This is a genomic window from Bacillus sp. S/N-304-OC-R1 (assembly GCF_019749375.1).
Classification (GTDB): domain Bacteria; phylum Bacillota; class Bacilli; order Bacillales; family Cytobacillaceae; genus Cytobacillus.
Genome location: NZ_JACWFE010000025.1, coordinates 124,988 through 140,495 on the forward strand (window position 1 = coordinate 124,988; position 15,508 = coordinate 140,495).

A 15,508-nucleotide genomic window follows, 5' to 3' on the forward strand; every position below is an offset into this window, starting at 1 on the left:
AAAACAAATAAGCTAGAAAAACCGGAGCGCAGAAGGAATGCGCTCCGGTTTTTTTTCTAAACGTTCAAGTGTTTAAAGAGGAAAGCAAAAATATCTGTATGCTCACCAATAATTTTTTCAATCGGTTTTCCTAATCCATGACCTGCCCCTTTTTCAATCCTTAGGAATATTGGATTGATAGATTCAGGGTTTGCGTCTTGCAGAGCAGCAGTGAATTTCCTTGCATGAGCCGGCACAACCCGGTCATCTGAGTCGGCGGTGGTTATTAAAATTGGCGGATACTGAACTCCATCTTTAACATTATGCAATGGAGAATAGGCATATAGGACGTCGAACTCCTCTTGGGAAGCCTCAGCATCGCCAAACTCAGTTACCCAGAACCTTCCAACAGTGAATTTTTGGAATCGAAGCATATCTAAAACAGGTACGTTACATATAATTGCGCCAAATAGCTCCGGTCGCTGAATCATACAAGCGGCGACGAGCAAGCCTCCATTACTTCCACCCATTATGGCCAATTTGCTGGAGTCTGTGTATCCCTCTGTAATTAGAAACTCAGCAGCAGCTATAAAATCATCAAATACATTTTGCTTCTTTTCCTTCATTCCAGCTCTATGCCAGTCAAGGCCGTACTCCCCTCCGCCGCGGATATTCGCAACGGCATAGATGCCTCCGTTTTCTAGCCATAATAAATTTGAAGCTGAGAAGGAGGGCGTTAAGGATATATGATACCCGCCATATCCATAGAGAAGAACAGGATTTTTCCCATTACGTTCTATTCCTTTTTTATAAGTGAGGAACATTGGAATTTTAGTGCCATCTTTTGAATGATAGAATACTTGCTCTGTTGTGTAATCAGATTGATTGAACTGATGAGAAGGCTTAAATATAGTCTCTGTTTGTTCCGTATCGAAGCTGTATCTGTACACAGACGTTGGTGATAGATAGGAAGTGAAACTAAAGTAAAGTTCATTCCCCTCTTCTTTTCCATTAAACTCTATTAAGCTTCCAAGCTCTGGAAGCGGTATTTCTTTTACAAAGTTTCCTTCCATGGTGAAAAGCTTCAAAACGTAAGAGGCATGACGAATATAAGAAACTGCCAGGTGACCTCCAATTATTTTTATCGAAGAAATGGACTCCTCTGATTCAGGTATTATACTTGTCCACTCTCCAATATTTGTTACAGACAAACTGATTATTTGACCATTTGGGGCGTCCTTATCTGTAAAAAAGAATAATTGATCTTCTTTCTTCCCTATGAATGAATAGAGAGCATCCCCTTCACTCAGCAACCACTTGAACTCGCTATTTGGTGTTGTTAAATCTTTATAAAGATATCTGCTCAAATGTTCTGTCCCTCTGCCAGCATGAAGAATGAGATAGGAATCGTCATTTGTAATAGTAGGGTAACAGACCAATTGCTGATCCTCTGGATATTCAAAAATAATTTCATCCAGTTGCTGGTCAGTATTTAAAGTGTGCCAATATACTTTATTAAAATGGTTTTCATCATTTAATTCATTTTTTGCTTCTGGATACCGGTTATAGAAGAAACCCTTTCCATCCTTCTCCCAAGCTATGCTTGAAAATTTACACCATAAAATCTTTTCAGGGAAATGTTCCAACGTTTCTAAGTTTAATATCTGAAACTCTTGCCAATCACTGCCTTTTTCAGAAAGGGCATAAGCAAGCAATTTGCCATTTGAATGAAAGGTAAGATTTGTAATCGCAACGGTCCCATCATTACTTAAGGAGTTTACATCTATAATTATCTCTTCTGACCCATCATTTTCATTTAGACTTTTCGCCCGGTAAAGATTAGGCTGATTATTTGATCCGTTATTCTTTAAATAGTAATAGAAATCCCCTGCTTTTTTCGGAACATAGTACTTTGGATAATCCCAAAGCTCCTTCAGTCTTCTATTGATCATGCCTCTCTCAGGAATAGCATGTATGTATTTCTCAGTCGCCCCCATTTGCTGAGAGTCCCAATCCTTTGTTTCCTCCAGATTTGAATTCTCTAGCCAACGGTATGGATCCTTAACTAGAGTCCCGTGAAAGTTTTCTTCTATCACAAATTTTGTATTCCCCATGTGAGTGGCCCCCTTTTTAATAGAAATATATAAACATATAATGCAATTTATATGCCATTTTCAATTTTGATAAATTAGCCCCTATTAAAACTTTTTAAGGCATACAGCCCAAAGCTGTATGCCCTCTTTTTTGAGTGATTATTTCCCTTCAATATACGTCCATTTATAACTATAGGTGGAATTGGGGTTGGCCACTAATCCTTTTACATATGGCTTTACCAAATAGGCATCGCTTGCTTGATACATTGGTGAAATAACGGTGTCTTCTTCTATTAAGATTTTCTCCGCATCCTGAAGATTCGCAAATCGTTCGTCAAGATTAGAAAAGTCTACCTGAGCTTTTTTCACTAATCGATCATAATCTTCGCTCTTATAGCTTTGCCAGTTATATGGTCCGTCAGATAGATGAATAGACATGAAATCGGTAGGATCAGCAATATCACTGCGCCAGCCGGAATGGGTCATATCATAGTCCTGTTTTCCTTCTAGTGCCAGCTTTTGTTTGTTAGGCTGCTGATTGATTTTAATAGTAAGTCCTGGCAAGTTTTTCTCCAGCTGATTTTTAATGTATTCCGCAACAGATTTACGCTGGCCATCATCATAGCTTAAAAATTCCAGTTCGATCTTGTCAGTGCCTAATTCCTCAAGTCCTTTTTGCCAATAGTCTTTTGCTTTTTCAATTCCTTCTGCGTTGAAGTTTCCATACTTACTTCTAAAATCTTGTCCATTGGCTGAAATCACCATCTTTTCAGGAATTAAATAGTAAGCAGGAATGGAACCGTTTTTGAGAATAAGCTCAGCTGCTTCTTTCTTATTCCAGCCCATATCTAATGCCTTTCGAATGTTATTATTGCTTAAATAAGGATTCTCAAGATTGAATCGGATGAAGTACATTTCTCTTTTTAAAAGCGAGTGCAAATCGGGATGATCATGGTATAGGTCAACAAATTCAGATGATAGATTTGTGACGTCAACTGATCCTGAATCGTATAAATTTACCCCAGTTGATACATCCTTTACAACTTTGAAATTAATCGTTTCAAGCTTAACGTTTTCGGCATCCCAATAATCAGGATTTTTTTTGAGCACCCAGCCTTCTTCATGCTTCCATGAGTCTAGTTTAAATGGACCGTTATAGATTAAGTTTTCGGGTTCTAAGGCATACTTATCTCCCTGCGATTTAACAAATTCCTCATTTTGAGGGTAGAAGACAATATTGGTTAGTGTATCAAGGAAATATGGAATAGCATTCTTTAACTGTACTTCAAGTGTGTAATCATCAATAGCTTTGACACCTAATGCGTCCACTTTTCCATAAAGTTCATTGTTCTTATCTTGGATTTCAACAGCATTGACAATATTGTCAAATTCATAGGAGTGAGGCGAAAGTGTATCTGGATGGAGCGCCCGATGCCAAGCAAATATAAAATCATGTGCAGTTACAGGAGTTCCATTGCTCCACTTTGCATCCTTGCGTAAATGAAATGTATATGTTTTTCCATCTTCACTAACTTCATGCTTTTCAGCGATCCCTGGGGTTAGATTTTGTTCGGGATCTGTCCGATATAAACTTTCCATAATATTCATCATGACTGTTGCTGAAAGTCCATCAATGATACCGTTCGTTTTTAATGTTGGGATTTCATTTGATGCATACAGATTAAGAACTTGGCTTTCAATGTTGGAGGAAGTTGACTGATTGGTACTTGAACCTTTGGTTTCTGTTTCAGTAGATGTTTGACTAGTTTCATTGCTTTTTCCATAGCAGCCTGACAAAGCTAATACAATGAAGATTGAGAGCAATAGAGCAATTGCTGATTTGCTGTTTTTCATATAGATCCCCCTTTTCGGAATATTCAAACTATACATCGCAAGAATTGTGCCAGCTTTACTTACTAGGAAAATATTAAGGAAGATATATTAGATAAGGACAAAATAAGGAGAATATATAGAGGTTGTCAAAATACTTTTACATTAATTGTACAAATATTTTGAAAGTGTAAAAAATAATGAAAATATAGATACTTAGAGTCTCTAACATTCCTAAAGAAGACTGGAAAGAATAATGGCATAAAAATTGCATTATAAAGTGTGAAGTTAATAATGGCAAGGGGGAAGCTAGCATGGATAAGATTAGAAAATTACGAGAAAGGTTTCAAGAATTAGGAGTAGACGGGATGATGATTGTTCATCCATGGAACAGATTATATATGTCAGGCTTTACAGGCAGTAACGGTGTTATTCTTATTTCGGAAACCGAAGCTAAATTAATTACCGATTATCGCTATTTTGAGCAGGCGCAAAATCAAGCAAAAAATTATGATATCGTTTTACATGCTGGACACACTGGACATAAGGGGAAAATCTTCGAAGAGGTAGTCGTGCAGGTCAAAGAAATGAAAATAACGAAGCTTGGTTTCGAACAGGAGCATTTATCATATGGATTATTTAGTAAAAATGAACCTCTTCTATCAGCACAGCTTATTCCAACGAGCGATGTAGTTGAAAAGCTCCGAATGATTAAATCCGAGGACGAAATTAAAAAGCTAAGGGTTGCTGCAGACATTACCGATAAAGCCTATTTACATATTTTAAATTATGTTCGCGCTGGAATAACAGAAAATGATGTGGCAGCGGAGCTTGAGGCATTTATTAAAAAACATGGCGGGACGACTACTTCTTTTTCTCCTATCGTCGCATCTGGATATCGCTCCTCCCTGCCTCATGGAAGGGCAAGCGATAAAATAATTGAAAAAGGTGATATGATTACCATTGATTTTGGAGCAAATTATCAAGGCTATTGGGCGGATATCTCAAGAGTCGTATCTGTTGGAGAGCCTGTTTCCGAATTAAAACAGCTGCATGAAATCGTCCTAGCATCATTTGAAAATTGTGTAGAATGTTTAAGACCTGGATTAACAGACAAAGAGGTAGACTATTTAATGCGTGAAAATATTATTAAACATGGGTTTAATGAACAATCCGGAACTGGAACAGGACATGGGATTGGGTTAGAAGTGCACGAGGCACCGCTATTCTCAGTTATGAAGGATAAAGTACTTGAGGAGAACATGGTGATAACAGTTGAGCCCGGAATCTATCTAAAAGGCTTAGGTGGTGCAAGGGTAGAGGACGTTATTCTCATTAATAAAGATGGCCGTGAAGTATTAACACCATCTACAAAAGAATTAATTATTTTATAAAGTAATACGTTTTTAAAATAAATAAATTATTGTAGTATAATAAAATAAATAATAAATGTAAGGGATGACATCAAATGCAGCAGCAATATCAAAATAGAATAAGTGAGTTAATAAATTTTTTAGGGAATCAGAATACTGATTTAGCGATCATTAAGGACCCTAAAAATGTATTCTATTATACAGGCTTTAATTCTGATCCACATGAAAGATTTATGGCCTTAATTATTGATCTTAAGAAGCAAAAAAAATATTTATTTGTACCAGCATTAGATAAGGAAATTGCGGAAGAGGATTCTTTTATTAAGGAAATTGTAACAATCTCAGACGAAGTAAATCCTTATCAAATATTAAAGGATACAATTGGCGAAGGCATTAAAACAATTGGTTTAGAGACAAAAGTTATGTCCCTATATCAACAGGAACAGCTAAACCAATTTTTCTCTAATTTCAATTACAAAAATATTGGAGACTTTATTTCCGGTCAAAGAATGAAAAAGTCTCAAGAAGAGTGTGCAAAGATTCAAAAGGCTATTCATGTTATTGAAAAAGTCATGGGTGAAGGTATTAAGAAGGTAAAAGTCGGTATGACAGAGCAAGACTTCACAGCCGAATTAGAATTCCTAATGAGAAAATTCGGTGCAGCGGGTCCTTCTTTTTCAACAATAATTCTTTCAGGAGCTAAAGCTTCATTGCCGCATGGCCGTCCAGATCAGAAAACTATTAATGAAGGTGACTTCTTATTAATTGATATGGGTGTTATTGTGGATGGATATTGCTCTGATATTACTAGAACATTTGTGATTGGTGAAGAAACGCTAAAACAGAGAGAAATTTATGAAATTGTTAAAAAGTCTACGGAAGCAGGAGTAAACGCTTGTAAAGCTGGCATTCGAATTGGTGAGATTGATATTGTTGCCCGTAATGTCATCAAGGAAGCAGGCTACGGAGAATATTTTAATAATCGCGTAGGACATGGTTTGGGCATTGATGTCCATGAAGAGCCATCAGTCCATGAAAACAATGATTTAATCGTTGAACCAGGTCTTCTTTTTACAATTGAACCAGGCATTTATATTCCAGGCTATGGCGGTGTCCGCATAGAGGAGAATGTGTATATTGAAGCGAATGGAAGCGGTAAGCTTCTTACTTCGTTTCCAACCGAATTAATTCGAATTGGATAATATAGTAAAGTAAAGACCAGCACATCAATCAATTGTGCTGGTTTTTTAGCTTATTAAAAATTCACTTAAGCACCTAGATATGCTTTAATAATTTTATCATCCTCACGTAAAACTTCTGCTGTATCGTGCATGACAATATTGCCAATCTCAATTAAATATCCTCTGTTTGCTAGTCGAAGGGCTGCTTTTGCATTTTGTTCAATTAATAGAATAGTAGTTCCTTGTTTGTTAATCTCCTGAATAATTTTCATGATTTCTTGAACAATGATCGGGGCTAATCCCATAGACGGTTCATCTAGCATGAGGAGTTTCGGATTCGCCATCAAGCCTCTGCTGATGGCAACCATTTGCTGTTCCCCTCCGCTTAATGTTCCGGCAAGCTGTTTTGCGCGTTCCTTTAATCGAGGAAATAAATCAAAAGAACGTTCAATGCCTTCTTTTATCCACTTTTTATCTTTTCTATATGTAAACGCCCCTAATTCTAAATTCTCTGTAACTGTGAGACCGCCAAAGATTCGTCTGCCTTCTGGAACATGGATGATACCAGACTCCACAATCTTATGCGGCGGAGTTCCAACTATACTTTCTCCATTCCATTCGATATGGCCAGATTTCGGTTTAATAAGTCCAGAAATAGTTTTTAGTGTTGTACTTTTGCCAGCTCCGTTACTTCCTAGCAGGGCAACAATTTCTCCTTCATTGATTTCCAAATTTATATTATTAAGAGCATGAATCTTCCCATAGTAGGAATTTACGTCTGTCAGTTTTAATAGAGGCATCAAACGACTTCCTCCTTGCCAAGGTATGCTTCAATTACCCTTTCATTTTTCAAAACTTCCTCTGGAGTTCCTTCCGCAATTTTACAGCCATAATCAATAACCGTGATATGCTCAGAGATTTGTTTAATCAATGCCATATCATGTTCAATCATTAATACCGTAATATTAAATTCATCCCGTACCCTTCGGATCAGCCCAATTAAATATTGCTTTTCTTCAAAATTGAGCCCTGCAGCCGGCTCATCCAGGAGTAAAAGTTTCGGTTTTGTTGCTAATGCACGGGCAATTTCTAAATAGCGCTGTGCCCCATATGGCAGATTTTTTGCTGACCTTTTCATGTATTTAGTAATGCCGACAAACTCTATACAATCCATGGCAACTTGCTCTATTAAACTTTCTTCTTCTTTTTGGCTTTTGGTTTGGAACAGGGCACCCCAAACGGCTTGCTTCGTTCGGCAGTGCATACCAGACTTCACATTATCTAATACAGATAAATTTGGAAACAAACGAAGGTTTTGAAATGTTCTTGCCATTCCTAATTTCGTGATTTGGCTCGGCTTTTTATTTATTAAGCTAATCCCGTCTAACTGGATTTCTCCGCCTGTCGGCTTATAAAAGCCTGTAATCATATTAAAAACAGAAGTTTTCCCAGCACCATTAGGCCCGATAATACTTGAAATTGTATTCTTTTCAACATTAAAGGATAAGTCATTTACTGCTAGTAATCCTCCAAATTGAAGTCTTAAATCTTTCACAGTTAATAGAGACATTTGATCCCCTCACTTTAGAAGTAAATGTATTCATAGAAAATTAAACTGATATGGATTGATTTGGGTCACTTGTTTCTTCATTTTCTTCCCAATCCGCCCCATCCTCAGTTCCATTTCTAGATGGCCAAATGCCTTGAGGGCGGAAAATCATCATAATGACTAATGAAACCCCGAAAATTAAATATCGCCAATCGTCTGCTCCGCGAAGAAGCTCGGGAAGAACAATTACTAATACGGCACCAATGACAACACCTGGAATACTTCCTAATCCCCCTAATACAACTGCAAGTAGGATCATGACAGATTGTAGAAAACTAAAGCTTAATGGTGCAATGGCACTCATTTTGACAGCGAAAATGGAGCCGGCAAAGCTGCCGATCACAGCCCCGGTAGCATAAGAAAGTAATTTCAGACGAATACGATTAATCCCCATTGCCTCTGCTGCGTCTTCATCTTCGCGAATATAAATCCACGCACGTCCTATTCGTGAACGCCCGAGCCTGTACACGGCAATAATTGAAAGAATGGCAACAACAAGAATTAAATAATAAAAATCCTTTTGTGAAGATAAAATATAAATGCCAATGGCGGGCCTTGGAATTCCATAAATCCCGGATGCTGAACCAGTAATCTCTAGATTGGTAGCAAGTATTTTAACAATTTCACCGAAACCGAGTGTAACGATAGCTAAATAATCGCTTCGTAATCGAAGAGTGGGGGTGCCAACAATAACTCCTGATATTACGGCACAAACGAACGCGACCGGCAGCGTCATCCAAAATGACCAATGGTAGGTTGTCATTAGAATCGCAGTTGTATATGCGCCAACTGCAAAAAACGCTGCGTAGCCTAAATCAAGTAATCCAGTATAGCCAACAACAATATTTAGCCCTTGAGTAAGAACAACATAAAATAGGACCAATGTTAATACATCCAGCCAATAACTATTCAGGAAAAATGGCAGAATGAAAAGGGCGATGATCAGCAGCAAAAGTGATTGCTTCTTATACTTTTTCAACATTACATCCTCTCCATTTCTTTGGCACCAAGTATCCCTGTTGGTCTAAAAACTAGAAACAGGATAAGAATTCCGAATGCTAGTACGTCTTTCCATGATCCGCCAAGATAAAAAGTGCCGAATGCCTCTAGAATCCCGAGCACGAGCCCTCCAAGCATCGCTCCGGTAATATTCCCAATGCCGCCTAGAACAGCCGCTGTAAAAGCTTTAAGTCCAATAGTAAAACCCATCATAAAGTTAATGGTTCCATAATAAATGCCTGACATGATTCCGGCTCCAGCAGCCAAAAAAGCACCGATAAAGAAGGTGAGAGCAATAATTCGGTGGACATTCACTCCCATTAAGCTGCATGCAGTTTGATCCAGTGCAATTGCACGCATGGCCTTTCCGTAAATCGTTTTATCAATAAAAAGACGAAGTCCAATCATTAACAAAGCAGATAGAGCAATCATGCCAATCTGAGCAAAGGTAATCTGTGTTCCTAATAGCTGAAGTCCATCATTAGGAAGCTTAAAGGGGTATACTTTGTAAGAAGCTCCCCAACCAATCATAGAAGTGTACTCAAGTGATAATGAAACACCAATTGCAGTAATTAAAATAGATAATCTTGGTGCGAGCAGCAGAGGACGATAAGCAATTCGCTCAACACCCATTCCAAGCAGTCCTACAATGACCATGGTTGCAATAAAGACAATGCCAATTCCCAATATTCCCGTGTTCATCCCGCCATCACCTGTAAATAAGGAGAGTAGGGTAAATCCTATAAAGGCACCCATCATATAGAGGTCGCCATGAGCAAAGTTTAGAAGCTTAATAATTCCATAAACCATCGTATATCCTAATGCGACCAAACTATAAAAAGCACCTATAACTAAACCGTCAATCATGATTTGCAGAAAAATATCCATTTTCGTTTCGACTCTCCTCTATGCTTATAATTTAGCGGATTGTTGGAGTGATTTGGTGCTGTCTAAAAAGGGGGGAATACAAGCTTCAATGTATGTACGTCCCCCATGCTAACAGACAGCTTTTAATTGCAAAAAAGAGGAATGTAAGATGTCATCTAAATTAGAACTAAGGGTAAACGTCTAAAAATTACTTTTCTAATGTGAAATCACCGTTTACTACTTTCATAACATGGAAGTTTGATTGATTTAGAGAGTTCTGGTCATTAAATTCAATTACTTGGCCAATTCCTTGGAAGCCTTTTGTTTCTTTTAGCGCTTTCATTAAATCTTCGCTTTTTGTAGAATTAGCTCTTTTTAATGCATCCGCTAATAAATTCATGCCATTGTATGATAAAGCAGAGAATGGTCCTGGAGATAGATCGTTATATTTGCTTTTATATTCTTTAACGAATTCGTCTGCACCAGGAATAAAATTCGCTGTTGGTGTTGCTGTTACAAGTAAGCCTTCCGCATTGTTAGCACCGGCAATATCGATAATATCTGGGGAATAGCTGCCGTCACCAACCATAAAATACCCGGAAACGCCTTTCTCTTTAAATTGCTTCATCATGAGACCGCCGGCAGCATAGTATCCTGTGAAATAAGTACCATCAGGATTGAGAGATTTAAGCTTAGTCATAAGTGAACCGAAGTCTTTTTCTTCAGGATTAATCGCTTCAAAACCGATAATTTTTCCACCGTTTTCTTCAACTGATTTCTTCGCAAAATCAGCTAAGTTTTTGGCATAAGCTGAATTATCATGAATGATTACAATGTTTTGGGCACCTTTATCCTTGAAATAATCAGCACCAGTCTGGGCTTGGTCCGGTACAAGTCCATTAATTAGAAATAGACTTTTATATCCTTGAGCAGGCAGTTCTGATGAATTAGCCGCCGCAACGATCATTGGAATGTTTGCATTATTGAAAACACCTGAAGCAGGAAGTGTTGAACCAGAACAGTATCCTCCTACAACAGCGGTTACTTTCATTGATACTAGCTTATTTGCAGCTGTTGTAGCCATTTGAGGATCACATGCATCGTCAGCAACTTCTAGCTTTAACTTTTTTCCAAGAACTCCGCCATCGTTATTTATTTTTTCTGCAGCCATTTGCATAGCATTTAGCATGTCTTTTCCGTCAGTTGCATTATTACCGGTTACTGGTAAAAGGACGCCGACTAAAATTGCCTCTGAACTGCTGCTACCTCCAGAACTGCCTTCACTTGAACAGGCGCTAAGGAAAAGAGAAAGGATTAGCAGCAGGCCGATTGCTATTATGGAATACTTTTTCAACTGGAACACCCCTAATAATTGTTTTTTCTTATACACTTCATTCTGCCTAGATCGCCTTCAAACTGCTTTGCTAGATTAACAAGATTGAACCGAAACATTCACCCCCTTTAAGAGTGTTTTTCAAAATGTTGAAGAAAGGGAAAGTTATTGATCGTTGCTGCGGAAATTGAACGGTGCTGTATAATCCAGCCCTTTCTAACTGTAACGATGAAGTAATGAGGAATAATGTGCGAGTATTATTTCGGAAAGTATATAATTTTCTGAAAATAAGAGCTAGCATATTTCACAACTTTTTGAGTCTTTTGTAGTACAAAGATTGCTATGTATATAAAATAATTTATGGAAGAAGAGCAAAAAAAGAATACTTTTTTATTATTTAGAAGTGAAATATATCTTTGAAGTTATAGAGAACAAGCTGTTTTAAGTGAGGTTGCTATGTTTTTTAGGTGACCCGGGAATAACCCGGGTCCAAAATTGGTATTAGCCAATTTTTGTTTGGATGCTGCCATTTACGTCTTTGTTATAAAGATCGCTCCATAGTTTATACAACTTTCTACGTCCGTTCTCAATTTCAGGGTTAAATTGAATGGCAGCCTGCTCGCGTACAAAACGAACATTTTCTACAGCAAGCTGAAGCTGTTCTTCTGTTGCAGAACCGCCTTTACCTGCATGTTTGGCAATCGAAAAGCCTGCTGTTGTTCCTTGAGCCATAGCGATTTTTCCGCTTTCAATCCCAGTTATATTTCCGGCAACAAAAAGCCCTTGAAGCGGAGTTTCCATCGTTTCCGAATGATGAGGAACATGACCGCCAAGCTCAGGAATGTATTGGAATGGACAGCCGGCAACAGCAGCCAGTTCTGCTAGAGGATATAATCCCCCTGCGATACAAACAAAATCTGCTTCGTAAATCGTCTCAGTTCCAGGGATTATATCTCCATACTCATTCGTATCAGTAACTCGTACACCTTCTACCTGTTCTTTGCCGATTATTTCTAATGCTGCTTTTCTAAGAAGGAGAGGGGTTCCATTAATCTTTACGCCATTTTTCGGGAAGAATTTCATCCCCATTTTGCGGAACCAATCATTTTTCATAAAACGGCTCCCAATCCTTAAAAGGGGAGAAGGGGCGAGATGGGCCGCATTTAGCAGTGATTTCATGACCTCAGCTGGTTCTCCCGCTTTTTGACTAAGTGGGCTTTTTTCAGGCAAAACGATTCTATCTACTTGAATACCAGCTAACTGTAATTCGTTTAGAATCGCAAAGGCTAGAATATTTGCACCAATAATAATTCCTTGTTTCCCAACTTGGACACGATGGACATTTGTCATTACTTGAGCTGCGCCAATAGACATTACCCCAGGAAGTGTCCAGCCTGGAAGAGGGATTGGATATTCAGCGGCTCCGGTTGCAATTAAAACATAAGGAGCTGATAAAGTGCCGATACTCGTATGAACATTCCATCCGTCATCATCTTTTTCTAAATTATAGACCGAAGCTCCACAGCGTATATCTACTGATAATTTTTTCGCTTCCAGATGAAGGCGCTCAGATTCCTTTATTCCGTTCCACCATTCCCCTGAAGGTTCCTCATGCAGCTGTCCGATTAATCTGCCGCCTGGCTTAATGAATTCATCAATCACCATTACATTTAGACCGGCCGAGGCACTGGCAATGGCCCCTGCTAAACCAGCAGGTCCTGCTCCAATTACAATTACATCGATCATTGCTCTTCCACCATCTTTCTAACAATATTAGGAAGATGCTTGCCACTTTCAACGACCATATCATTTTCTACAACGGTTAAACAAGCTCTTATATTCGCTTGGTTATTAACCGTTACACGGCATTCCATACAATGGCCGATATTGCAGTAATATCCCCGCGGAGTTCCGCAATCCTCATGAAACCGTAATGTACGGATGCCATTTGCTAAAAGGGCAGCAGCAATTGTCTCATTTTCAAATGCCTCATAGGCTTTTCCATCAAATGTGAAAGGCACAATTTCTCGATCTTCTAATTTGCCTAAAATAGGATGATTTATAATTCTAGTCATTATTCTCACCTACTGTTCCAAATGTAACCGGACGAATCGGCGGCTGGTATTTTAATGGGATATCACTTTGAGAAATATGAGGAATGACATCTTCAATAATTCTATCTAAAGGAATTCTGCATGTGCGTCCTCCGCAAAAACCCATTCCTGCTCTCGTTCGTAATTTTAATTCCCTAGCTGTGCACTGATGCTGTTCTGCCGTGGAGCGTAGTTCTCCATACGTAACTTCTTCGCAGCGGCAGATCACAATGGCTTCATTGTTGTTCATTTGGAAACCTCCTCTATTTTCTAACTATTAAAATACTATGCAAAAACCGTACCAAAAATAGAGGAGTGAACTTAGTTTATTCCTAAACGCTTCAGTCGATTATATAAAGTGGCTCTTGTGACTCCAAGCTGCTTAGCACACTCCAATTTATTTCCATTCGTGATTTGCAGCGCTTTTTCAAGCACTCTTTTCTCATGCTGATCCATTTCCTCTTGCAGAGGCAGGATGGTATGCTCTGCTTCATTCAAGCCCGATTGGGAAGTCAACTGATCAAGGCTGCTATAGGCTGTTTGGGAGTGAAAGGGTAAGTATTCCTTTCTGATTACTCCGTCTGTTGCAAAGACGACAAGACGTTCTACAACATTTCGAAGCTCCCGGATATTTCCTGGCCAATCATATCGAAGCATTTCCTGCATAACCTCTTGTGAAAATTGATGTATCGGTCTTCCATAAAGCATGGAAAAATCATTTAAAAAGTAATGTGTTAGCTCAACGATGTCCTCGCGTCTTTCTCTTAAAGATGGAATATGGATACTAACAACATTCAATCGGTAGTATAAATCTTCGCGGAACTGCCCTTCACTCATTAAGTCCTTCAAATCTCGATTTGTTGCCGCAATGACTCTGAAATCAGTTTCAATTTCTTTTTCACCGCCAACACGATAAAACCTTCGTTCCTGAAGTACGCGAAGAAGTTTCACCTGCATTTCCAAGGGCAGTTCCCCAATTTCATCAAGGAATAGGGTGCCGCCTTTCGCTAATTCAATTTTTCCTTTCTTCCCTTTTTGATCAGCACCAGAGAACGCTCCCCGTTCATATCCAAAAAATTCACTTTCGAAGAGAGAGGCTGGAATCGCTCCACAGTTAATGGAGATAAAAGGTGAGTTGGTGCCTTCACTAGCTTCATGAATAGCTTTAGCAAACACTTCTTTGCCGACACCGCTTTCTCCTAAAATGAGCACTGTTGATTTAACGGAGCATACCTTTTTGGCAATTTGTACAGTTCTTTGTAATGCTGCACTCTTTCCTTTAATTAAATTAAAGGGGTCAACAGAATGCTTATATTTGGCAACCTCTTGTTCTAAACGGTGTACTTCCGTAGACATATTAAATAGTTTTTCATTTAGTACAACTTGATTTGTAACATCAGTCTCTGAAACAACTGCACCAATAATCTCATCATTAAAATAAACAGGATTTGAATTAATAAGAACAAATAAATCAGACCGAGGCTGATGGTGCTGACCTGAAATTCTTTTGCCTTTATAAAGCGATTGCAGTATTTCCAGATCTTTAGGCTCAAAATAGTCAGTAATCGGGCGTCCAAGTATATCACTTTCTTTGACTGAAAAGAGTCTTTCCGCACCCTCCGTCCATGTGCGGACCCGTTCATCGGCGTCAATAACGGTAACGGAAGCATCCATTGTTCGAATGACAGTTTCATAGAATGCTTTTAACTGATTGTAGGAGTTATGAAGGAAACGAATAATTTCTGCTGCAGCGATATAGCCAATAGGATGGCTGTCTGCATCCATAATTACAACTGCGGATATTGGTTTATTAGAGTGAAGGATTGATTCTAATGAGTTGTTCACGGACACTGTGGTGCAAGGATATGTATCTATAAAATAATCTCCATTTAATTCTGTTATGTGCTCTTTTGTCGATAATTTTACTAAATTATTTTTGATTAATGTTTTGATTGATGGCAAAGAAAACATAATTCCCCTCCTTATGTGTAAAAGAAAATAAACACTGTAAAAATTATTATACATAAGTTTATCAAATTTTTTTAAAATTCCTAGTAGGTTGAATATTGTTTTGAGGAAAAAATAAAAGATTAAAAGAAGGATGATTGTTTCTGATAAAACCATCTTCTTGGCACGCTACTTGCAATAAGG

General features: G+C 38.4%; 13 protein-coding genes. 2 read left to right on the top strand and 11 right to left on the bottom strand.

The window, feature by feature from the left end:
* Positions 1 to 56: 56 nt before the first annotated feature.
* Both H0173_RS20750 and H0173_RS20755 read right to left on the bottom strand, forming a co-directional pair.
* A complete protein-coding gene (locus H0173_RS20750; RefSeq protein WP_221848691.1) occupies positions 57 to 2,093 on the bottom strand; it encodes a prolyl oligopeptidase family serine peptidase in 2,037 nt (678 codons plus the stop codon).
* Between the two features lie 138 nt (positions 2,094 to 2,231).
* Positions 2,232 to 3,926: a peptide ABC transporter substrate-binding protein gene (locus H0173_RS20755; protein ID WP_221848692.1), complete on the bottom strand. Its 1,695-nt coding sequence runs from the start codon at positions 3,924 to 3,926 to the stop codon at positions 2,232 to 2,234.
* A gap of 290 nt (positions 3,927 to 4,216) precedes the next feature.
* Here H0173_RS20755 and H0173_RS20760 point away from each other — a divergent pair, with 290 nt between their 5' ends.
* On the top strand, positions 4,217 to 5,296 hold the full coding sequence (locus H0173_RS20760; protein ID WP_221848693.1) for a M24 family metallopeptidase: 1,080 nt from the start codon (positions 4,217 to 4,219) through the stop codon (positions 5,294 to 5,296).
* Between the two features lie 74 nt (positions 5,297 to 5,370).
* Positions 5,371 to 6,477, top strand: coding sequence for a M24 family metallopeptidase (locus H0173_RS20765; protein ID WP_221848694.1), 1,107 nt, complete (start codon positions 5,371 to 5,373; stop codon positions 6,475 to 6,477).
* A gap of 65 nt (positions 6,478 to 6,542) precedes the next feature.
* On the opposite strand, the gene H0173_RS20770 is transcribed toward H0173_RS20765, so the two are convergent.
* The 9 genes from H0173_RS20770 to H0173_RS20810 all read right to left on the bottom strand — a co-directional run bounded on the left by H0173_RS20770 (position 6,543) and on the right by H0173_RS20810 (position 15,331).
* Positions 6,543 to 7,259 carry an ABC transporter ATP-binding protein gene (locus H0173_RS20770; protein WP_221848695.1) on the bottom strand — a complete coding sequence of 239 codons (717 nt, stop codon included), beginning with the start codon at positions 7,257 to 7,259 and terminating at the stop codon, positions 6,543 to 6,545.
* Entirely contained in the window at positions 7,256 to 8,026 is a 771-nt protein-coding gene (locus H0173_RS20775; RefSeq protein WP_221848696.1) for an ABC transporter ATP-binding protein, read from the bottom strand. Before H0173_RS20775 ends, H0173_RS20770 begins: the two co-directional genes overlap by 4 nt.
* 40 nt (positions 8,027 to 8,066) lie before the next feature.
* Positions 8,067 to 9,047, bottom strand: a complete 981-nt coding sequence (locus H0173_RS20780) for a branched-chain amino acid ABC transporter permease (protein WP_221848697.1) — start codon at positions 9,045 to 9,047, stop codon at positions 8,067 to 8,069.
* Positions 9,047 to 9,952, bottom strand: a complete 906-nt coding sequence (locus H0173_RS20785) for a branched-chain amino acid ABC transporter permease (RefSeq protein ID WP_221848698.1) — start codon at positions 9,950 to 9,952, stop codon at positions 9,047 to 9,049. The genes H0173_RS20780 and H0173_RS20785 overlap by 1 nt, the downstream gene beginning before the upstream one ends.
* A 187-nt stretch (positions 9,953 to 10,139) precedes the next feature.
* The gene (locus tag H0173_RS20790; protein WP_221848699.1) at positions 10,140 to 11,285 is read right to left on the bottom strand and encodes a branched-chain amino acid ABC transporter substrate-binding protein; all 1,146 of its coding nucleotides are present in this window, start codon (positions 11,283 to 11,285) and stop codon (positions 10,140 to 10,142) included.
* Between the two features lie 480 nt (positions 11,286 to 11,765).
* Complete coding sequence (locus H0173_RS20795; protein WP_221848700.1) at positions 11,766 to 13,010, bottom strand: NAD(P)/FAD-dependent oxidoreductase; 1,245 nt, start codon at positions 13,008 to 13,010, stop codon at positions 11,766 to 11,768.
* On the bottom strand, positions 13,007 to 13,339 hold the full coding sequence (locus H0173_RS20800) for a (2Fe-2S)-binding protein (protein WP_221848701.1): 333 nt from the start codon (positions 13,337 to 13,339) through the stop codon (positions 13,007 to 13,009). The genes H0173_RS20795 and H0173_RS20800 overlap by 4 nt, the downstream gene beginning before the upstream one ends.
* Positions 13,332 to 13,607, bottom strand: coding sequence for a (2Fe-2S)-binding protein (locus H0173_RS20805; RefSeq protein WP_221848702.1), 276 nt, complete (start codon positions 13,605 to 13,607; stop codon positions 13,332 to 13,334). Before H0173_RS20805 ends, H0173_RS20800 begins: the two co-directional genes overlap by 8 nt.
* A gap of 71 nt (positions 13,608 to 13,678) precedes the next feature.
* Entirely contained in the window at positions 13,679 to 15,331 is a 1,653-nt protein-coding gene (locus H0173_RS20810) for a sigma-54 interaction domain-containing protein (RefSeq protein ID WP_396021290.1), read from the bottom strand.
* Between the last annotated feature and the right edge of the window lie 177 nt (positions 15,332 to 15,508).